The organism is Streptomyces sp. x-80 (genome assembly GCF_046549095.1).
Classification (GTDB): Bacteria; Actinomycetota; Actinomycetes; order Streptomycetales; family Streptomycetaceae; genus Streptomyces; species Streptomyces celluloflavus.
In genome coordinates this window covers 87690-106482 of sequence record NZ_JAJPWM010000004.1, presented here as the reverse complement: position 1 = coordinate 106482, position 18793 = coordinate 87690, and the positions used below count along the sequence as shown (strand labels likewise).

Below are 18793 nucleotides of genomic sequence, written 5' to 3'. Positions count from 1 at the left end.
TGTCCTTGCATACGGCGTCGAGTTGGAGATACGGCCCTCGAACCCGCCGAGTCGGGAGAGCCGCAAGCGGAGCGAGCGGGCGGTTCAGGAGGTTGACCGCCGGCCGGCCGCCAACCCTCGTCAGGCGCGGGAACCGCTGGCCACGGTGACGTACGCGGACGGCGGCGAACCGCACTCGCCTGCACATGCAGAAAGACCCCGCATTCAGCGAACTCGCTGAGTGCGGGGTCTTCAGGCACTTCATCGAAGTGCCCCCGGCAGGATTCGAACCTGCGCACACGGCTCCGGAGGCCGTCGGTGTCCCAGCTGTTTTCGCAGGTCACGGACCTATCTGACGGTGTGTTAGGTGCACGGTCCCACGCATGTCCCACAACTCGGAATGTGTTCATATGTCCGCTTAGGGTGGTATGCCTAGACCCCATGACCCTATGGCGTCCGGCCGGGAAATAATCCCACCGGCTGCGACGTTGCGCCTCGGCACCGCAAGATCAGGGAGGGGTAGTGTCGGGGCTGAAGCTGTTCTATACGAAGTGCGGCGTGACTGAGGTCACGCCGCGTCTTGCTGAGGTCGAGGCGGATGTGCAGAACCTCGTCGAGGCGCATATGGAGACGATGCTGGGTGTGCGGTTCCTGGCGAGCGAGTACGTCATCGACTGCGTCGAAGGCGGGCGGATCGACTCGCTGGGGATTGATGAGAACGGCGCACCGGTCGTCGTCGAGTACAAGCGTGGCACCGACGCCGGTGTGATCAACCAGGGCCTGTATTACATGTCGTGGCTCACGGCGCACAGGAGCGCCTTCGACAGCCTGGTCCGCGACCGGCTCGGGGCATCAGCGGCGGCCCAGGTCCTGTGGAGCGCACCCAGGCTGATTTGTGTTGCCGGCGACTTCACCCGCTATGACGCCCACGCCGTGCGCGAGCACCGGCGCAGCATCGACCTAATCCGCTACCGGTTCTTCGGCAACGACCACATCGGCTTTGAGGTCGTGGCCTCGGTCACCGGAAAGTCGACTGCGAGCAGGCGGGCACGCCGCCACGCGGCCGGGTCGCCATCACCCCGTAGGCAGGCCGGGGCGATGGCGCAACTGGCCGAAGCCGCCGATGAGATGCTCCTCAGCCTCGGGGCCGGCGTCACCAGGGTCCAGCGCAAGCAGTACGCGGCCTACCAGCGGCTGCGGAACTTCGCCTGCGTCATCCCGCCCCAGCAAACCAAGGTGCTCGTCTACTTGAAGGCGGATCCGAAGGGGCTGGACCTCATGCCCGGGTTCACCCGGGACGTGACGGGGCTCGGCCACCACGGCACCGGCGACCTGGAGGTGCAACTGCGCACCGAGCGGGATCTGGAGCGGGCCCGGGACCTGTTCCGCCTCAGCTACGCCGCGGCGTAGCTGCTCTTCTTCTGATCGTACGGCCGGGTGGGTTGTGCAGTTGTGGGGTGGTGGCGTGGTGCTTCCTCTCGACGCGCGGACGTGGGATGGCGGTGGACCATTAATGATCCGATGGAGCCCCGGTTTCGCTAACCGGGGCTCCATGGCTAGATTGCCGCCTTCCCAAGGCGCTCCGTTTTCTGCGGATTCCAGTGCCCACCCGGGCAGAGCCGCCTAGTCCGATGCATTGCCGAGTGTGGCGAGTGGTTGGCGCGCAGGCGAACCGGGCCCGTCCACCCGATCTGCGAAGTCAGTGAAGAGCGCCAGGATGCACGCCGGTGCCCGCCGTTCGCTGTCTGTCATGGATCCCGACCGATTCCGCCATGCCGCAGGGGCGCGGTGTGGTCGGGCGTACGGTGCCTGTTGGGTAGCGCAGGGGTTGACCCTTGCACGCCCTGGCGGCCGAGTAGTAAGCGGCCGAGCAGGGGCGTATTGCCTCCGCTGGGGCGTCAGTTCTTTGCCTGGAGGAAAAGATCCGCCGGGTACAGCGGCGTCTGCACCGCGGCTTCCAGGAGGAGGAGGGTGTGAGTGGTCGGGAGCCTCTTCCCTTCCAGAATGTCTTTGACCGTGGGATGGGTGACGCCCGCCCGCCGCGCGAGTGCTCGGACACTGCTGAGCCCTTGCGCGCTGGCGGCGTTCATGAGCGTGCGGGCGATGGCTTGACCCAGGTAGGCACCGAGAGGCGCGTCCTGGCTGAGGGTGCCGGTTGGCCACTCGCCGTCGGCCAGGTGTTCCCGGGGGATGACCTCCTGTGCCACCTCGGCCCCTGTCGTCCTCGTCGGCTGATCCCGCATGTACGTGTCCATTCTCTCCGACTCCGAAGCGCCTGCCGTACTCGCCATGGTGGTAGATTTTCCTACCGATGGTAGGTTTTTCTACCGTGGGGGTGGGGAATGCTGTACGCAGGGTGCGACTGGTCAGACCGATGGTTGGACATCGCTGTCCTCGATCGGTCAGGCGCAGTTCTCGGGGAAACGCGGATCGTCTACGCCGACAGCCCGGATCCGGTCGCCAGATACAAGGAATTCCTGGCGCCGCTCGGGCGCAGGTGGCGAGCTACCCTCCTCGGAATCGAGGACGTTCACATCCATTTCGCCCGCTCTCTGGCGGCCTCGGGAATGGCGGTGGTTCACGTGGACCCCACCCGCGCGGCCCGTCACCGCGCCGCCCGCGGTATTCCCAAGACGGATCGCGCCGATGCGCGGCTGATCGCGTCCCTGGTCCTGGCGGGAGAGTGCCGCCCGGTTGTCTCACACTCACCCGCAGCCGAAGCGCTTCGGGTGGTAGCGCACGCCCACCGGGCGGCCGTGGCCGACCGTATCGAAGCGGCACACGCTCTGCGGGCAGCTCTCGTCCGGCTCTGGCCGGCGGCCGTGTCCGCATGGCCGCCGAGCGTCGGCGGGCTGCTGAGCGCCCAGGCGCGTGGTGTCCTCGCGGCTTCCCCCAGCCCCAGCGCCGCAGCCGGCCTCGGCCGCGAGCGCTTGGCGGCACTGCTGACTCAGGCGGGCCGGACGAGGGCAGTGGAAGACGAGGCGGAGCGGCTTCACTTGATCTTCTGCCGTCCGTCCATGCTTCTCGACCCCCAGGTTGAAGCCGCTGAGGCCGTACGGATCAGGCACTTTGTCGCAGCCGTGGACCAGGCAGTCCAGCGGTCCGATGCCCTGGCGCCGGAGCTGGCTGATCGCTACGCCGCGCACCGGCATCACGCATTGGTCTCCCGCGTTCCAGGGATCGGCGCGATCCTTGGTGCCTATCTCCTTGCGGAGATAGGGGATCGGCCGGTCGAACGGTTCGGCAGTGGACGCTCCCTCGCCGCCTATGCGGGAGTGGCTCCTGTCACCTGGGCATCTGGTCAGACGGTGAGTGTCGCGTTCCGTCGCGCGTCATCGGCGCATCTACGGAGCACCATGCATACGGTCGCCTTCTCCATGGCCAATCACTCGCCGGGCGCACAGGCGTACTACCGGCGGCGTCGCGACGCAGGCGACACGAATGCTACGGCGCTGCGCAAGCTGGGACGCAAAGTGATCCTTTCCCTCTACTACTGCATGGCCTCCGATGTGCCGTACGACGATGGCATCGCCTTCGGCTACGACCCTTCCTCGCGCAATGCTCCTGTTCTTCAGAGGGCGAAACCGCTTAGCGAGGAGGAGATCGTGCGCGCTCGCGACATGCTTGCCGCCCCCCAGGCAAGCGTCACCGCAACGGCACGGGCGTTCGGAGTCAGCACGCAGACGATCTACCGGCACGTCCTTGGCCGACCGAGATCCCGGTAACAGCCCGACGAAAAAACCGCCCACCCCAGGCCGATGCCGGAGGCGTTCACCGTATGGCGGTGAAGGCCCCCGCTCTCGGCCAGAGCGGGGGAGGCGGGCGGACCGTGGTACGCCCGAGGCTATCCCCGGGCTTCGAGCCCCGATGTGGGAGTGGCGCCCACGGACCCCGCCCGCCTCACAGAATCCGTGTCCGTGAGCTGGGCTGCTGTGGGTCAGCACCGGTCAGCGGTGTGGGCCTGGCCGGGTTCCGGGGACGGGCAAAGTGACCGCGGGCGGTGCGGTGGGTAGATGAAGGGGCTTGTGCCGCGTGCCGGAACTGTGCCGGCGGGTGCCGTCTCCGTGGGCGAGGTTTTCGTAGAGGCCGGCCAGCAGCGAGCTGGGGGTGTGGGCAGATGCTGTGAGGATCCAGGTGGCGCGGTTGAGGCTCGGACCTGCCCAGACTGTCCAGGTGGCGAGGCTTTGGTTCGGATACTGGGCGACGAAGGAGTCGAACTGGACTCCCGCATCTCTGGCGGGGGATGTCCACCGGATCCAGCGCTCGTCCGCGGTGTGCTTCCATCCGGCGTCGGCGAGGGGCATCGTGGCGGCGGCGACAGTCGTCTCGTCCACGGGAGCGGCGCCGGCCATGTTCCACTCGTCGCCGTCGGCAAGGTCAACCAGCAGATCCTGTAGTACGGGGGCGGGCGTTGCGCCGGTCGCGGTGAGGTGCCACGTGTGGTCCGAGACGGGCGTCTCGTACGCGGCCACGACCCAGGCGGTCTCGTGGGTAGGGGCTTCGTGAACGAGCTCGATGCGCAGGGTCTGGGATTCGTGGATGGCGTGGGTGGTGTCGTCGGACCAGGTGCGCCACTTCCCTCAGTTGCCGTGTGTGCCGAGGAATTCGTCGAGCAGGGCGTCGTGGTCGCCGGGGTCGGCGGCATAGGCGGGCACAGTCTCCGGTCCCGGGCCGGGTGGCTCGGGCGCGGTGGTCGGTGCGCCGAGTGAGGTCCGGGCTTCCGTAGCGGCGCGCTCGGTGTCGGTCATCGGCGCGGGTCCTAGGCGCATGGTGTCGCCGTGGAACCGTTCGAAGGACACCAGAGCCCGGGCGGGCGAGTCGAAGGTTTCGGTGACCTGCCGCAGGTGGTTCTCGCCGTGGAGGTGGACGCTTTTGCCGCTGTCGAGGTAAGTGCCGACCGCGACGGTGGTGTGGCTGTCCTCGGCGTGGGCGTGGATGAGGAGGCGACCGTGACGGATGTCGTCGTAGATCTTCTGGGCCTCGACGGAGACTTCGCGGATCTCGGTACGGGTGCACCAGGGCATCGGGTAGTCGGCCCACGTCCATTCTTCGTCGATCGCTTTCTGGAGCCGGGGGGTGATCTCGACGGTGATCCCGTCGGCGGCCAGGTGCTGCGCGGCCTTCTCGGCCCAGTAGGGCTCCTCGTGGTCGATGCGGGCCAGGACCAGCGTGTTCTCGGCCACGATGTGCCAGTCGGCGGCTTCTAGACCCTGGAGGGGGATGTGGGCCTGGGAGCCCGTGAGGGTGGCCGTTACGGCGCTGGGGTGTGTGAGGTGTGTGTCGAGGTGGACGTGCGCGTTGATGGCGGGAGTTGTCGCCAAGAGGGCTCCTTTCTGGCGGCGGCCGGGCTATGGGGCCGGCCACTGGTGGGCTCTGGGTCAGCGGGAGATACGTGCGGCGGGTGGAGCGGTGGTCTGCGGGGGGCTGGCCCGGGGCGTAGCTGTGGCTTTGGTGCGCGGGGGTCTGCTCGTCGGCTCGGGTGAGGTGGCGTGTTGCCATCGGGTATGCACGGCGGACAGGTCGGCGAGCGCGCGGCGGCTGCCGACGGTGAGCTGGTACGGCGTGGTGGCTGGGTCGTCGGTGAACGCCTCGATGCGGCGGCCCACGTGGTGTGCTGTGGTCAGGAGGGAGCGCTGGAGGACCCTCTCGCCCCAGTACTGCGGTGCGTCGGCGGCCGGTGCCCCGAGAAGGCCGAGCAGTTCCGCGGGTTCGCTGCCGGCAATCGGCAGGCCGCGTTGCTGGGCCTCCCACAGGATCGTGACCGGGTCAACGGGGGTGCGGCGCCGGGTCAGGGCGGTCAGGGATTGCCACAGCCCGGCGTGCACGGGGCGGGTGAAGTCCGAGGCGGTCAGCCACCGCATCTCCTCGGCGGCGCTGGGGTGTGCCGCCGCGGTGGCGAGCAGCAGCCGCTCCTCGTCGACCGCTTCGTCGCCGTCGTCGTGTGCTGTCGTCAGGGCCTGTGGGGGTGTGCGGGGCAGGGGGCCAGGGTGTAGCGGGAACGTCGCGGCGAGGCCGTCGACGATGGTGGCGAGGGCGTCGGCGGCGGTGAGGGTGGCGGGGACCGGGTGGGGGAGTGAGAGGTCCCGGGCGGTCTGCGCCAGGCGCTGGGCGCCTGTGCGCAGGGTACGGCGGGAGTGCTCGGCCACGATCATCCGCGCGTAGGTGGGGGCGTGCCGGGGCCGTGGGCAGACCTGGATCAGGGTGTGGAGGTAGGAGGCGCTCAGCCCACGGGCTTGCTTTCGGGCGACGGTGAGGACCTTGTCCAACCAGATGGTGTTCTGTGCGTGCTCGACTGGGGCGGGGGCCGGCAGGGAGCTGATCGCGCCGAACAGGGCGCTGTGCGCAGCAGTGGCGAACGAGTCGGGCGCGATCTCGGCCACCTCGCCCAGGCGTTGAGGTTCGAGGAGGAGGGCCCCGAGGAGGGCCTGCTCGGCGAAGTCCCCCGGCGTCGGCGACGGGAGGACGTCGAGGGCGTCCTCGCCGGGGTCGGGTACGGGAGGCATCAGGCGGCCAGGGCGAAGTCGTCGCGGCGAAGGTGCGGGGCGAGGAGGTGGGCTGCGAGCAGCGGGGGGACGGCGTTGCCGATCTGGGCGAACTGCCGGCCCTTGGTGCCCTGCCAGGGATAGTCACCCGGAAACGTCTGCAACAGACCGGCCTCGCGGGCAGTGATCCGGATCGGATCCGGCGCGGTCCGGGCTGCCCCCTCGCTCAGCGTGCCGGCGGGTTCGGCGACCCAGGTGCACTCGTTCGCGCGGTGCCCGAAGAACAAGGTCCCTGCCGGCTCGTCGAACCTCCTGACAGTGGCGTTGGTTTGGTTGTTGCTGCGCAGCGACCACTTCCACTGGGTGGCTTTGCTGGGGAGGGCGTGCGTCGGCGCGTGTGCGGGGGTGGGGGCCCGGGGGCCGTGCCGGGTGGTCCAGCCCGCTCCTCGCGTCTGCGATTCGATGACCTGGTGCGTGTCGTCCTGCTGGGGCTGCCAGTGGCCATGGTTGCGGGCGGCGGCGAGGGCCTGGCGGGAGCCGGAGGGGAAGGGCTCCGGCCCGCCGCCTGGCCCACCGCCGGCGCAGACGGTGGGCACGGGCCGGTCGGTAGCGCCCCAGCCCAGAGCATCCGCCATGCTGACCCACCGGGCTCGGCCTGGACCGAACAGTGACTCCGGCTCGGCGACCTTGGCGTGCGTCGGCGGCGGGGGCACGGCGGGGCGAACCCGGGAGGCGAGCAGGATCGCCCGCCTCCGGGTCTGCGGTACGCCGAAGTCGGCGGCGTTGAGGATGCCGGTCCACACGGAGAATCCCCAGCTGCGCAGGATGACCGCGTATTGCTTCCACAGGGGCAGGACGTGTGGTACTTCCTCCATGACGACCCATTCCGGCTCACCGCCTCCGTGCAGGGCGTGGAGGTAGCGCATGGGTTCGGCGGCCAGGAGGGACCGCTCGTCCCGGCAGGCGGCCAGGAGGTGCCTGCGGGTGTCGCGTCCGGCGGCGAGGTCGTCGACCGCCTGGTGCACCAGCGGTTGGTCCACCAGCCCCAGGCGTTTGCCGGCCATCGACCATGCCTGGCAGGGCGGACTGGCGATCAATCCCTGTGTCCGGCCGACCCACGGCCACGTCGGATACATCGCCACATCGGTCCGAATCGTCAACTGGCCCGCCGCGGTGCGTGTTTTGCAGGCCCATTCATCCCACTCCAGCCCCACGTCCCGTACCCCGAGCATGGTCAGTGAGTGGCTCCATCCCCCCGGTCCGGCAAAGAGGTCGAGGATCAAGCGGCCAGCCCGAAGTCGTCCTGCTGCGCCTGGACTTCACCGCGGCAGGCCCACGGCGAGCAGCCGTCCACCACGCCCAGCTCCGCCTCGTCCGTATCCGTCAGCTCGTCCTGGCGGGCAGCCCGCTCGGCGGCGGTGACGTGGTCGACCGGCGCCTGGGCCAGCGGCACTCGGGAGCGGTGGAGATACGCCTCGCCCAGCAATGTGTTTCCGCCGGCGTTTGCTCGGGCGTTCCCCTTGCGGATGGCGTCGTCGAATTCGACGACGTCGCGCCACTCGTCCGGGCTTGTGTCGCGGATATGCCGCCATTGCGCATTCCCGTGGAAGGGGCAGCCAAGGCACGAGGATTTCGGCGTGTCGGCCAGCCCTAGCGACGTGAGGTAGCGGACGCAATCGCCACGGGACCAGCCCATGTCGATGAGCGGGTGACAGTTGCGCATGTACTTGACATCGGCGTCCTTAGCGCGGTGGAATTCGTCGGTCGAGATGCCGACCCACTGCTCGATAAATACGCTCCGAGGGACACGCATGGGATAGGGGTAACCGAGGATTTCCCGCGTCTTCTTCTTGATGGGCTTGATTTTATACTCGCCGGTGCATTGCCGTCGCATCATCCCGGACTTTCCATCCTTGTTCAGGACGTAAAGGGGCATGGAGGCGAAACGGTGATCCGGGTCCAAGGCATCCTTGCGGATGTTCCCGGCGGAGACGCGCAGAATCGGTATGCCTGCGGGCTTGGCTACCTCGCGTTCGAGGCGATCGAGGTGCGCGTAAACCGCCTTGGGCTCCCAGCCCGTGTCGGCGAAGATCGCGTAATCGGCCTTCGGTAGGACGCCGTTGGCCGACAGGGCGAGGAGGGTGCTGGACTGAACTCCCGCACCCAGAGAAAGGGCACGGAATCTAGGCTGATCTGAAATGGTCTGTCCTGGTGTAGGGGAAACGGAAGGCGCGCCCTCAAAGCGGCTGGCGTGGTGAGGGATTTGGCGGCATCAGCCGGTCGCGGTGTACGGCGTGGTAGAGGGCGGGGATGCGGTCGAGGAGGTCGGCGGCCGACTCGATGAACTGCTGGGGTGAGGGGCCGATGAGGACGACCGGCCCTGATGCGGCGTCGGCACAGCGGTGTTGTTCGCCACGGCGCGGGCGAGGGCTGCGGTCAGTTCGGCGCCCGCGTCCTGGCCGGCCTTGGCGCTCTGCGCGACGCGTTCGAGGAGCAGCAGGTCCCCGGCAGCGTGTGCGGCTGGCCCCATGCGAGGTCGAGGAGCAGCCGCAGGGCGGCACGAGCGAGGGCCTGTGCGTCGGTGATCCGAGCAGTCAGCGTGTGTGCGTGGTCCGCAGGCACGGTCCCAGGCAAGTCCGCCGATGGTCAGGTGGGAGAGGGCCTTGGCCGGTGCGAGGGAATCAGGCACGGGTCTTTGCGAAGACGGTCGGGTGCAGGGCCCAAGCGAACGAGGCGGCCAGGGCAGGGGCTTTCCCGGGGTGCTGTCGCCGGAGGTCAGCGGCGGCGTCCGGCCGGTGGAGCCAGGGCGGTCGCGGGGGTAGCGGCGCGCAGGACGTGGGGGTGTTGCGGTTGCGGGCCGGGTGAGGCTTCCGTGGAGGGCCGGCTGCTGAGGGCGGGCGCGACGCGGTCGAGGGTTTCGGCGACCTGCTGGGCCTGGTCGTGGGCGTGGCGGAGCTGTTCAGCGATGTCGTTGGGGAGTTGGTCCCATTGGGCTGCGTACTGGTAGCCCTGGATGATCGCGATGGCGTTGCGGAGCTGGTCAGCGAGCTGTTGCAGGATCGCGGTCTTCTGCTCTGGGCTGGTCGCGGCGTGTGTGGCTTGCAGGAGCGCATCGAGGGCCGTGGGCAGCGGGCCGGTGTCCGCGGGGAGGCCGAAGAGGTGGGCGTGCAGTGCTTGGGCGAAGACCGTGACTGGTCCGCCTCGGGAGCGGTGGCCGAATTTGGCTGCCGCCTGCGGCCGGACGCGGAAGCTGACGATCACGTCACGGGGCGCGGCGTCGGGGTGGATCTGGTCGGCGAGGGCGCGGGCGAGGTCGTGCGCTGTCGGGGTGTCGGAAGGCGTTGTGACTCCAAGGAGATGTAGCCAACGGATCGGGCCGCGTGCGGCGGTCGCGGCTATGGTGTGTCTCCTAATCCGGGCATGAAGAACCCTCATCGCTGGGGGGCTCGAAGGCTCGGTCGATCCGGACCTCGATGTCAGTTAGGGAAACAGGCGAGGGCGGCAAACCCCTCAATTGAACTCCACGTGGAAGGCTCTTCGGGCTGTCAGCTCCCGAAGTCGATAGGCGGTAGTGGAAAAGTTGCCACATGTCGACGCGGCTGCGCGGCAGTCCCATTGGTCGCTGCCCTTTCCCGTTGGGCACGGCCAAGTACCCCTTCAGCCCAGGGAATGCAAAAATAGTGTCGATATATGCGATCGGTTCCCCGTTCCATCCGTTTCCCCGGCACGTATATCCCTACATCCAGCACCCTTCTACCGGCCGTGACCGTGCGGCGGGTTGGGCGGTGCAGGCGGCTTCGTGACGGTTGGGGCCGGGCTGTTCGTCGGCAGGGGGGTGACGCCGTTGAATACGTGCCGGGCTTCATCGAGCGTGCGTTGGGCGGCGTCGAGGTGCCGGCGCAGAGCGGAGTGGTGCGTGAGGGCCTCCACCTGCCCTTTGAGGGTGCTCTGGTTGGCAGGGTCGCTGGCCTTGGTCAGGGCGGGCAGGGCTTGGGTGTAGTGGGCGAAGGCCCGTCCGATCGTGGCGGCTGTCTGATGCGCGGTGAGGGCATCCTGGGTGGGGTTGGCGGACTCAATGTCGCCGGTGTGGGTGTGGTAGGCGTCGCCGGCGAACCGCAGAGCCAGGTGGCCCAGGAGGTCGGCCTGGCGCAGGGCGTTGAAGTGGCCGCCGGCACCTGGGTTAACCCGATAGGTGCGGAGGTCATCGAGGACGGCGTCGAGGGCCTCGGCACTGGTCAGGTCGTCGAGGTCGTGGGGTTCGTATGCGGGAATGGTCGACTCCGAGAAAGGGGACGAGAAGGGCGGGGCTTTTAGGCGCGGGGTAAGCCACCGGCGCGCACCCTGCGCCACAGGGGCCTTGGGTGCGGCTACAGAGGTGGTCGTCATGTGCGACGGCGGGCGGCCGGGGCGTGTGCCGGCGCCGGGGCGGGCGCGTTCGGGACAGCAGGGGGCTGGGGCGCCTCCAGCGCGGTGCGGGCTGCTGCCAGGGCGCGGCTGGCGCCGTCGAGGTGGACCCGCAGACGCAGACGGCTGTGGTGGTCCTGCGAGTCGAGCTGCTGCTGGAGTGTGTCCTGTGGGCCGGTGGTGAGGGTGATGAGCGGGGCGAGGGCCTGGGCGTAGTGGATGACGGCCCGGCTGAGGTGGGCGGCCGTCTCGGCGAGGGGCTCGGCAGGCTGGAGGCCGCTCATGTCAGGGGGGAGCTGGTGCTCGACGTCTGCGGCCATGCGGGCGGTCGGATCGCACAGTAGGTCGATCTATGTGCCGCATGGCGTTGAACAGACCGGTTTCATCGGCAGTGATGTGGTGATCGCGGATGTCGGCGATCACGGCGTCCACGGCTTGGCTCGGGGACATGTCTTCGAGGTCTATGGGTTCGTAGGTATGCAGGGCGTCTCCAGGTCGTGGTTGGGGCTCGCCAAATGAGGGTCCTTCGTCTCATCTGCCCCGGCCCGGTGGGGGTTTGGGGGGATCGGGCGGAGACGGTGGCCCTGACAGGTGGGCGATGGGGGCAATGCCGGCGTAGCGGTGCAGCGGGCGAGGGATCTCCCGCAGACGACGCAATACCGGTTCGTCGCGCACGAGTTGGCTGACGGCGCTGCGGGCGAGATGCGGCGGAGCATCCTGGCTCAGGGAGAGATTCCAGCGCTCGGAGCCGTCGCCGGTCGGTGCCTGGGTCACGATCTGCCAGGCGGTCTCCTCGTGGGGGGTGTGGGCGAGGATGCACAGGCGGTCGGGGGAGAGATATACCGTCCGCGTGCCGTACGCGGTGCGCTTCCATCGTGCTCTGTTGAGGTCGTCGGCCAGATCTTCCAACGGGCGGGTATCACTGATGGGTTGAGAGATGGGCCGTGTCATCGGCCTCAGTAGGGCGTGGGCCAGCTCGCGTGGTGTGTTGCATGAGACGTTCGCGGTCCAGGGGCGGGGGCCGGTGTGGGCGACGGTCCAGCGGGGAGCCGGGCCGGAAGCCAGCATGTGGTAGCTGAGCGTCGTGGCGCCGTCCGGGGATTTCATGGTGATCTCCCCGGTGCCTGAGTGTGACCGGTGACTCCAGTTGGGGGCTTGGCTCTTGATCGCTCTGAAAACGCCGAGGCTGGCGCCTTCGCCAGCGGCGTGCAGCGGTGAGACGAGGACGAGGGAGGGGGAGAGGAAGCGAGCGGATGACGTGGCAGGTCCAATGGCGGGGTGAGGTGGTCAGCGGCCCCGGTAGTGCGGTGGATGGCCGGCAACCCTCGGCAAGGCCGTCGGTGTTGACTCGTGTGTCGGCCGGTGGGCGCGGGTGTGCAGTGCGTTATCGAGGCACCCATGCGCTTGGAGGCGCGATGTCCGGAGGTCGTCACGGAGGGTGGCCGCGTCTGCTGTCGCTCACGCGGCCTTCCCGAAGTCGGACTGGGTCGGCGTGTGCTTGGCGAGGGCGCGGGCGGTGATCGCCTCCGATACGCGGGCGGACGCGGCGGACAATTCCTCCGAGCCGGGCTCCAGATACCAGGGGCGCAGGTCGAGCATGGCGGCGCGCATGCCGGTGGCGAAGCACAGGGCGGTGCCCTTGGGCAGGGCACGGATTGCGTCGGCGGGCAGGATCCGCTCCTGTCGCATGGACACCGAGGTCGACTTCCCCGACTCGGAGTGCGAGGTGGAGGTGGTCTCTACGTCGTGGTCGCCGATCAGCCGGCTCAGCTTGTCGGCGAAATCCGGGTCGTCGATGCCGGAGCCGATGACCTTCACGGTCGAAGCGGACCACATGGCGTCCATGCCCGCATCGCCCCAGACCTTCTGGCCCTGGCGGTAGGACTGCAGGATGGTGATCGGGATGATGCCGCGCGACCCGAGGTGGGAGTACAGGTCCGGCAGGTCCGAGATCTTGCAGACGTTGGCGGCCTCGTCGAGGATCGCGAGCATCGGCGGGTCCAGACGTCCGCCGGCACGCTCGGCCTGAGCAGTCGCGGCGCGCATCACGCTGTCCGCGCATGCCGCGATCAGTGCCGCCGCGCCGCCGCCGCCGTCCTTCGACAGCAAGTACAGGGTGGCCGTCGAGGTGACGAACTCTCTCGGCCTGAATTCCTCCACATCCTTCTGCGGAGTCACCCACGCGGCGATGTCGGAGTTGAGGAGGGCTGCGGCGTACTGGCGGGCGGTTTCGTAGATGCCGTCTCGGGTCTCCGGCGGCCCCTCGACGGTGCCCTTGAGCTGAGAGGCGACGGCGGCGAAGCCGTGGTCGCGGAGGATGTCCAGTGGGGTTCGGTCGGCGGGGAAGGCGAGCCACTGCATCACGTCGGTGATCGGCCGGTCGTCGAGCGCTGCCGCGAGGAAGAGCTGCGAGAGGATGTTGCTGCCGGCCTTGGACCAGAAGTCGCCCTGCTGTGAGGCGTCCACGGAGGCGGCGAGGAAGTGCCCTGCCAACCTGCCGGCGCCGTCGAGGCTCGTGGCGTCGGCGAGGGGGTTCCACCACATGCCGCGGGTGGCGTGAGCGATCTGCTGCGGGTCCATCGACCACACCCGTCCCACTGCTCTGCGGGCGTCGAGGGTGGCGGTGTAGGCGTCGCCTGCTGCTTTGTTGCTGGTGAGCACGACCGGTCCGGGTGCGCTGAGGATCGAGGGGATGGCAAGGGAGGTGGTCTTGCCGGACCGCGGGGCCATGATCGCGACGGCTACGTCCTCGTACCCCATGCGGACCTCGTGCTTCGTCTCCTGAAGGTTGCCGAGGAGGACGCCCGTGTCCTTCGCGTCGATGTACTTGGCGTTCTTCAGACTCGGACGCAGGGACCGGGCCTTGCTGGTGATCGCCTTGGCCATCAGCGGTTCGATGTCTCGGGCTTTGGCCATCCCGGCGATCTTCTTCCGGCCGCCGCTGTGGTTCTTGTGGCGGGCCCACAGGAGGCCGGCCGCGGCGCCGAGGGCGAGAAGGACGGTGACAGGGACGATGCGGGTGCTGATCAGCAGAGATGTTTCCCCGGCCTGAGGCCAGAGCTGGTTCGGGTGGAGCAGGGCGGTGGTGGGCTCGTAGGGTGCCCAGGCGGCTCCGGTGAAGTGCGCGGTGATGTTGCCGGACAGCCAGGCGAGGTGGGACAGGGGGACGACGACAGCGAGGACTCCGAGAAGGAGGCGGAAGGCGATGTCGTACCCGTCGGTGCTGTTGGTGGAGGAAGGAGGCAAAGGGCTACGTGCTTCGGTTCGGGGGCGAAGGGAGCAGCGGCTGCGACTGGGGCTGGCTGGCGGCCGGTGCGGTGCGCTCGGCCTTGCAGGCAGGGCGGCGTGGCGGGTGGCGAGTGCGCGTATGTGGTCTTCCGGGTCGAAGACGGCCTGGAATGCGGTCACTTCCCGCCATGTGTGGGTGACGAGATTCGGGTTGAGCGTGGGGAGGCTGCTCGGGCTGCCGGTACGCGGAAGCGGGCTCGGGTCGGCAAGTGGAGACCTCGACGGTCGAGCGGGACTGTGGCACGGTCACCTCCGCACCGAGACGGTCCGGCTGGGGGCGGGGATGGCCGGCCGGGTCGGCGGCGGGGCCAGGGGCGAGGGGGCATGTCGTGCGGCGTGGCTGATCTCACGGAGGGCATGACCGTGGGTGGCCCAGTCATCGAGGGAGTCCCAGCAGTTGGCGTGGTGCTTGGCGAGGGCGTTCTCGCGGAAGGCGGGGCCCGGCGGGGCAGGGGGAGGCGAGCTGGGCGCCGTCGGCGCCCAGCTCGCGGCTAGCGGTTCCGGGCGGGCGTGGCGAATGCGGCGGTGGGTACCGGGGCGTCGCTGGTCTGTAGCGCTGCGGTCCGCCGGGCCTTGCGGGCGGTGGCGCGGACGGTCTTGAGACGTGCTTCGTGGGCGGCGGCGAGCTGCTCGCCCTGCGGTCCGCGGAGGGCGTCAGTCAGGGCAGCGAGGATTTCGACGGGGTGTTGGCGCCGAACTCCGTGTACCACAGGCGGTCCTCGTGTTGCCCGCAGATCCGCCACCAGGAGGCGTACGATTTCGGCTCGGGTTCCAGTACCAGGGTGTGCCGGTAGTCGGGGCTGGCCAGGACGACGTGGGGATAGTCCGGGTCGGAGTGGTTCCTCCACCCCGCGGCCCGCAGCGTCTGCGTGACCCGCCGAGGGTCGCCGCGCCCGGCCAGGTGCCGAGGATGAGTCTCGAGCCAGATGGTGTGGTGCGGCTCGTTTGCGCGAGTGGAGATGTACGGGTGGCTCACTTGCCGCTGCTCGACGGGACTATGGAGTCGAACGGCAGACCGCCGAGGCGGTGAATGTCCCAGTGCAGGTCATGGCAGTCGGTCACTTCAGGGGCAGCTGCTCTGAGCCTGGCGATGATGTCGCGGATCTCGACGGGCCATGGCAGGAGCGCGTGCCCCTCGATCAGACGTGCAGCGGAACGCAGGATGTTGCCGAGCGCCATGGGCACGCCGTATTCCTCATCCAGGACTTGGGCCAGCACCGCCCGCGCATCAGGGACGGACGTCGGCTCGCGCAGATACAGCTCGGCGTAATACAGGACGTCCAGCGCCTTGGAGATCTCGGTGGCGCTGGGCGCACGCGGGGCGGGGGAAGAAGCAGGCGCAGGCATGGGGGCTTCCGGAAAGTCGCTCACCGGTTGTCCGATGCGTTGGCGGTATCGACGGACTGGGCGTTCAGCCGCTGCACGTCATAGTGCAGGATGAGCCAGTCGGTGACGTCACGGGAGGATTCCAGCAGGCTGTCGATGATCCGGCGGGTCTTGTCGGTCAGGGGCCGGGTGGCCTGCTGGGCTACGAGGTGGGCGGTGCCGCGCAGGACGTCACCGAGCAGGACGGGCACGCCGGTGTCCTCGTCGAGGAGCGGAGCGAGCAGCGGCAGCACGTCGGCCAGGGGCGGGCCGGCGCGCAGGTAGTCCTTGACCTGGGCCAGGGTGTCCGTGGCCTGCGCGACCTGCTCGGGGCTGGGTGCAGGGGTGTTGGGCATCAATGTCCTTGTGCGATGGGGAGTGTCGGTCCGTCGGGTCCGGAAGTTCGGCTAGCGGCGCTTGCGTCGGTGTGCCGGTCCCGGGGGCGAGATCCGGCCGACCGGGGGCGGCTGGGATGGCCTGGAGCGCTGGGCGGCTTCGAGCCGTTGCAGGTGGAGCCGGCGGTTGTGCTCCGGTGAGACGGCACTCCTGGTGGAATTGAGGTATCCGAAGGTGTGGCCGGTGGTCTGGCCCTCGTCCCGAAGCAGGGGCGCGGGATCGGTAAGGGCGGTGACGAATCCGGTGAGTGCCGCGGCGGGGGCCGTGTCGTCGATGGAGGCCCCCCACAGCCACCGGCGGCGCTGCTCGGCGAGGGGGACGGAGACTTCGGTTTTCCACCGCCAGGTCGAGGTGTCGTGGAGACCCGGGGCCTGAACTCGCGCGAGGATTGCGGTCTCATCGGGTGAGAGGGCCGCCTGGTTGGTGCCTTCCAGCTGCTTGGGCCAGCCGTGGCTCGCGGCGATGTGCCACAGGTCGGTCGTCTCCGTCCTCGCTCGTGGCGCCTGGTGGGCCAGGGCATCAGTGAAGCCGGCGATGATCTCGACGGGGGTGTGGCCGCCGAAATGCGCGGACCAGCTGGTGCGTTCGGCGGGGTGGACGCGCCACCAGGTGTCGCGTTCCTCGGGCGCGGTGGGCTCCAGGGTGAGGTGCAGTTGCCGGTCTGGGCTTTCCAGCAGGACGTGGGGGTAGCCGGGCACCGAGTGGTTGCTCCACCCCGCGGCGAGCAGGTACTCGGTCACGTGCCGTGGGTCGCCGCCACCGGCGAGGTGTCGCGGGGCCACCTCGTCGAGGTAGCGCACCTGGTTGATGCGGTGGATGGTGGGGCCGTTGGTGCGGGAGTAGAAGTGTTCGTGGCTCACCGGGCGCTCCCGGTCCGGGAGGCGTACGCGCTGGCGGCGGGAGCCCTGCGGGGCTGAGTGGTGGCCCAGGCGGTGCGGGCCCAGGCGGCGGCGCGGGCGGCGGTGATACGAGCCTGCTGCCAGGTGCCCAGTTCGGAGGGCAGCACGGACACGGAGGTCGTGCGGATCCGGGTGCTGTGCGGGACGTGTCCGCGCGGTCGCATGACCGGCTGCGGGTCGGCCAGCGCGGCGGAGAAACTCTGGAGGAGATGCATCGGAGTGGTCGGGGTGAACGTCGCGTCCCAGGTCCGGCCATGCTCGGTGCGGGCCCCTGCCCACCAGTGCGCCTGGCCGGGAGCGGACCGATGGAACTGCATGAATGCGTTGCCGTCCGGGCTGGTAGCGGTGAAGTGCGCTCCTTGCTTGGTCTTCCAGCCGCGCTGCTGCAACGGCTCCCACACGTCGGGGGCATGCGCGGAGCGGGGCTTGGTGAGGGCGTCGGTGAAACCGGCGACGATCTCGACGGGAACCTGCGGGCCGAGGATCGCGTGCCAGGCGTCCTGGTACTTGGTGGCGTTTGCGCGGATTGCCCAGCCTCCGGGTGGGGTAGTGGGGTCGAAGCCGACGCGGACCATGCGGTCGGGGCTGTCGAAGACGATCGGACCGCGGGACTTGGAGCGGTCCTTCCACCCGGAGGCGCGCAGGTATTCGGTGACGTGCCGTAGGTCGCCGCCACCCGCGAGGTGGCGGGGCTCGACGAGGTAGTGCTGCTCGGCCTGCTGGTGGGTGGGACCCCAGCTATTCCGTTGCTGCCGTTTCATCGACGCCGCCTGGCTTCGGTAGCCGGTGCCGGTGGCGTCGGCGGCATGCTGGTCGCGGTGGTTGCTGGTGCCGGGGGCTTCCGCAGAGTGGCGGCGTGCTCTTCGAGGTTGAGACACAGGTCGTACAGTTCGTTGGAGGCGCGGCCGAGAGCCGGGCCCATCTCGGGCGGGAGCGTCCCGCGCTGGGCGTGGTTCATCGTGACGTAGGAGCCCGTGGCAAGAAGGGCTGTCAGCCGGCCGAGGACGCCGTCTTCGGCGTCGAGGACCTCTCCGAGGATGAGAGCGGCATCCTGTGCCGGTGCCTGGACGAGGTGATCGTCGAGCGTGTCGATCAGGCGGGCGATGTCGTGGGCGAGGCGTACGGGGTAGGGCGTGGTGTCGATCATGGTCCTCCCGGACAAGGAATCGAGGCAGCCGGAGGGCGAAGGGTCAGGAACGGAGGCCGCGGCGGCGGGCGGCGAGAGACATGGCGTGTGTGCTGCTTCCGACGGCGCAGGGGTGCAGGTAGTGGCGGAAGAGGAAGGCGGCCAGGCGGGGCCGGCGCGTAGCCGTGATCGGGGGTGGTGTGCGGTGGGGTTCGGGGATCGAGGGTGCTCCAGGAGTGTGTGGTAGGGCGCCGCCCCGGCTCGGACGAGGCCGGGACGGCGCGGCGTCAGGCGCTGCGGCGGGAGCGCCCTGGGCTGGTGGAGGGGGGCTGGACGGCAGCCGGGGAGGACGCCGCAGTGGACGCCCCGGAGCGTTTGGCTCTGACCTCGTCGGCGGCTTCGCTGTAGGCGTCTGGGTCGAAGGCGTCGGAGGAGATGTTGACGAGGTATCCGGACACGAGCAGGGAGGGGACCGCGCGGCTGACGAGCTTGTTCTGCTCGGCTTCGGTGAGTTGCTCGGGGGCTTCGTGCCAGACGTAGACGGGTCCAGCGGTTGTTACGGTCTTGCGCTCCAGTCCGAGGCTGTCGAGGAGCGCGAGGAGCTTTTCGGGGGCGCCGGTGGCGGTGTCGGCGTGGAGGGTGGAGGTCAGAGGTTTGCGGTAGATCTCGACGTCGGTGCCGTATTCGTCGGCACGGGTTCCCACGTGGGCTCCTGTTCGTGGTTCGGGCCATCGCCCGTGGAAGGCGTGGTGCGGGGGCTGAGGCGGCCAGGCGCTCTTCGGCACCGCTGGCTGCGGATCTTCTCGGTCTGCCGGCATGGGAGGACGGGTGGCGGTGTGCATCAGCTGCTGGGC

General features: G+C 69.2%; 21 protein-coding genes and 1 tRNA gene. 2 read left to right on the top strand and 20 right to left on the bottom strand.

Features of this window, described 5'->3' with window-relative positions; genetic code table 11:
- Nucleotides 1-252 precede the first annotated feature (252 nt).
- Nucleotides 253-329, bottom strand: a tRNA-Arg gene (locus ACLJWH_RS08585).
- A 172-nt stretch (nucleotides 330-501) separates the two neighbouring features.
- Between ACLJWH_RS08585 and ACLJWH_RS08580 the strand changes: the two genes are divergently transcribed.
- Entirely contained in the window at nucleotides 502-1389 is an 888-nt protein-coding gene (locus tag ACLJWH_RS08580) for a DUF5655 domain-containing protein (protein ID WP_411141001.1), read from the top strand.
- A gap of 488 nt (nucleotides 1390-1877) precedes the next feature.
- Here the strand turns inward: ACLJWH_RS08580 and ACLJWH_RS08575 are convergent, their stop codons facing one another.
- The gene (locus ACLJWH_RS08575) at nucleotides 1878-2234 is read right to left on the bottom strand and encodes a helix-turn-helix domain-containing protein (RefSeq protein ID WP_411141000.1); all 357 of its coding nucleotides are present in this window, start codon (nucleotides 2232-2234) and stop codon (nucleotides 1878-1880) included.
- Between the two features lie 87 nt (nucleotides 2235-2321).
- Here ACLJWH_RS08575 and ACLJWH_RS08570 point away from each other — a divergent pair, with 87 nt between their 5' ends.
- Nucleotides 2322-3704, top strand: a complete 1383-nt coding sequence (locus ACLJWH_RS08570; RefSeq protein WP_411140999.1) for a transposase — start codon at nucleotides 2322-2324, stop codon at nucleotides 3702-3704.
- 222 nt (nucleotides 3705-3926) lie between these two features.
- Here ACLJWH_RS08570 and ACLJWH_RS08565 read toward each other — a convergent pair whose 3' ends face one another.
- The 18 genes from ACLJWH_RS08565 to ACLJWH_RS08480 form a co-directional block, all read right to left on the bottom strand.
- Nucleotides 3927-4502, bottom strand: coding sequence for a DUF317 domain-containing protein (locus ACLJWH_RS08565; protein WP_411141348.1), 576 nt, complete (start codon nucleotides 4500-4502; stop codon nucleotides 3927-3929).
- A gap of 57 nt (nucleotides 4503-4559) precedes the next feature.
- Nucleotides 4560-5300 carry a hypothetical protein gene (locus tag ACLJWH_RS08560; protein ID WP_411140998.1) on the bottom strand — a complete coding sequence of 247 codons (741 nt, stop codon included), beginning with the start codon at nucleotides 5298-5300 and terminating at the stop codon, nucleotides 4560-4562.
- Between the two features lie 57 nt (nucleotides 5301-5357).
- Nucleotides 5358-6482 carry a DnaB-like helicase N-terminal domain-containing protein gene (locus ACLJWH_RS08555; protein WP_411140997.1) on the bottom strand — a complete coding sequence of 375 codons (1125 nt, stop codon included), beginning with the start codon at nucleotides 6480-6482 and terminating at the stop codon, nucleotides 5358-5360.
- Nucleotides 6482-7693: a DNA cytosine methyltransferase gene (locus tag ACLJWH_RS08550; protein WP_411140996.1), complete on the bottom strand. Its 1212-nt coding sequence runs from the start codon at nucleotides 7691-7693 to the stop codon at nucleotides 6482-6484. The genes ACLJWH_RS08555 and ACLJWH_RS08550 overlap by 1 nt, the downstream gene beginning before the upstream one ends.
- A 47-nt stretch (nucleotides 7694-7740) precedes the next feature.
- Complete coding sequence (locus ACLJWH_RS08545) at nucleotides 7741-8628, bottom strand: hypothetical protein (RefSeq protein ID WP_411141347.1); 888 nt, start codon at nucleotides 8626-8628, stop codon at nucleotides 7741-7743.
- A 105-nt stretch (nucleotides 8629-8733) separates the two neighbouring features.
- The gene (locus ACLJWH_RS08540) at nucleotides 8734-8991 is read right to left on the bottom strand and encodes a hypothetical protein (protein WP_411140995.1); all 258 of its coding nucleotides are present in this window, start codon (nucleotides 8989-8991) and stop codon (nucleotides 8734-8736) included.
- A 245-nt stretch (nucleotides 8992-9236) separates the two neighbouring features.
- Nucleotides 9237-9896, bottom strand: coding sequence for a hypothetical protein (locus ACLJWH_RS08535; protein WP_411140994.1), 660 nt, complete (start codon nucleotides 9894-9896; stop codon nucleotides 9237-9239).
- Between the two features lie 318 nt (nucleotides 9897-10214).
- Complete coding sequence (locus ACLJWH_RS08530; protein WP_411140993.1) at nucleotides 10215-10847, bottom strand: hypothetical protein; 633 nt, start codon at nucleotides 10845-10847, stop codon at nucleotides 10215-10217.
- Nucleotides 10844-11185, bottom strand: coding sequence for a hypothetical protein (locus tag ACLJWH_RS08525; protein ID WP_411140992.1), 342 nt, complete (start codon nucleotides 11183-11185; stop codon nucleotides 10844-10846). Before ACLJWH_RS08525 ends, ACLJWH_RS08530 begins: the two co-directional genes overlap by 4 nt.
- A 211-nt stretch (nucleotides 11186-11396) precedes the next feature.
- Nucleotides 11397-11774 carry a DUF317 domain-containing protein gene (locus tag ACLJWH_RS08520; RefSeq protein WP_411140991.1) on the bottom strand — a complete coding sequence of 126 codons (378 nt, stop codon included), beginning with the start codon at nucleotides 11772-11774 and terminating at the stop codon, nucleotides 11397-11399.
- 549 nt (nucleotides 11775-12323) lie between these two features.
- Nucleotides 12324-14111: a type IV secretory system conjugative DNA transfer family protein gene (locus tag ACLJWH_RS08515; protein ID WP_411140990.1), complete on the bottom strand. Its 1788-nt coding sequence runs from the start codon at nucleotides 14109-14111 to the stop codon at nucleotides 12324-12326.
- Nucleotides 14112-14811: 700 nt separating this feature from the next.
- The gene (locus tag ACLJWH_RS08510; RefSeq protein ID WP_411140989.1) at nucleotides 14812-15129 is read right to left on the bottom strand and encodes a hypothetical protein; all 318 of its coding nucleotides are present in this window, start codon (nucleotides 15127-15129) and stop codon (nucleotides 14812-14814) included.
- Nucleotides 15126-15500, bottom strand: coding sequence for a hypothetical protein (locus tag ACLJWH_RS08505; RefSeq protein ID WP_411140988.1), 375 nt, complete (start codon nucleotides 15498-15500; stop codon nucleotides 15126-15128). Before ACLJWH_RS08505 ends, ACLJWH_RS08510 begins: the two co-directional genes overlap by 4 nt.
- 20 nt (nucleotides 15501-15520) lie before the next feature.
- Entirely contained in the window at nucleotides 15521-15874 is a 354-nt protein-coding gene (locus ACLJWH_RS08500) for a hypothetical protein (RefSeq protein WP_411140987.1), read from the bottom strand.
- 51 nt (nucleotides 15875-15925) lie between these two features.
- A complete protein-coding gene (locus ACLJWH_RS08495) occupies nucleotides 15926-16774 on the bottom strand; it encodes a DUF317 domain-containing protein (RefSeq protein ID WP_411140986.1) in 849 nt (282 codons plus the stop codon).
- Nucleotides 16771-17574, bottom strand: a complete 804-nt coding sequence (locus ACLJWH_RS08490; RefSeq protein ID WP_411140985.1) for a DUF317 domain-containing protein — start codon at nucleotides 17572-17574, stop codon at nucleotides 16771-16773. The genes ACLJWH_RS08495 and ACLJWH_RS08490 overlap by 4 nt, the downstream gene beginning before the upstream one ends.
- The gene (locus tag ACLJWH_RS08485) at nucleotides 17571-17960 is read right to left on the bottom strand and encodes a hypothetical protein (protein ID WP_411140984.1); all 390 of its coding nucleotides are present in this window, start codon (nucleotides 17958-17960) and stop codon (nucleotides 17571-17573) included. Before ACLJWH_RS08485 ends, ACLJWH_RS08490 begins: the two co-directional genes overlap by 4 nt.
- A 266-nt stretch (nucleotides 17961-18226) precedes the next feature.
- Nucleotides 18227-18643 (bottom strand): hypothetical protein, encoded by a 417-nt coding sequence (locus ACLJWH_RS08480; RefSeq protein WP_411140983.1) that lies wholly within the window; start codon nucleotides 18641-18643, stop codon nucleotides 18227-18229.
- Nucleotides 18644-18793 lie beyond the last annotated feature (150 nt).

Coding starts and splice junctions, on each gene's coding strand:
- ACLJWH_RS08490 (WP_411140985.1), bottom strand. CDS start 17,574: ATGAAACGGCAGCAACGGAATAGCTGGGGTCCCACCCACCAGCAGGCC.
- ACLJWH_RS08530 (WP_411140993.1), bottom strand. CDS start 10,847: ATGACGACCACCTCTGTAGCCGCACCCAAGGCCCCTGTGGCGCAGGGT.
- ACLJWH_RS08540 (WP_411140995.1), bottom strand. CDS start 8,991: ATGGGGCCAGCCGCACACGCTGCCGGGGACCTGCTGCTCCTCGAACGC.
- ACLJWH_RS08505 (WP_411140988.1), bottom strand. CDS start 15,500: ATGCCTGCGCCTGCTTCTTCCCCCGCCCCGCGTGCGCCCAGCGCCACC.
- ACLJWH_RS08575 (WP_411141000.1), bottom strand. CDS start 2,234: ATGGACACGTACATGCGGGATCAGCCGACGAGGACGACAGGGGCCGAG.
- ACLJWH_RS08485 (WP_411140984.1), bottom strand. CDS start 17,960: ATGATCGACACCACGCCCTACCCCGTACGCCTCGCCCACGACATCGCC.
- ACLJWH_RS08535 (WP_411140994.1), bottom strand. CDS start 9,896: ATGAGGGTTCTTCATGCCCGGATTAGGAGACACACCATAGCCGCGACC.
- ACLJWH_RS08500 (WP_411140987.1), bottom strand. CDS start 15,874: ATGCCCAACACCCCTGCACCCAGCCCCGAGCAGGTCGCGCAGGCCACG.
- ACLJWH_RS08525 (WP_411140992.1), bottom strand. CDS start 11,185: ATGGCCGCAGACGTCGAGCACCAGCTCCCCCCTGACATGAGCGGCCTC.
- ACLJWH_RS08550 (WP_411140996.1), bottom strand. CDS start 7,693: ATGCTCGGGGTACGGGACGTGGGGCTGGAGTGGGATGAATGGGCCTGC.
- ACLJWH_RS08570 (WP_411140999.1), top strand. CDS start 2,322: ATGCTGTACGCAGGGTGCGACTGGTCAGACCGATGGTTGGACATCGCT.
- ACLJWH_RS08555 (WP_411140997.1), bottom strand. CDS start 6,482: ATGCCTCCCGTACCCGACCCCGGCGAGGACGCCCTCGACGTCCTCCCG.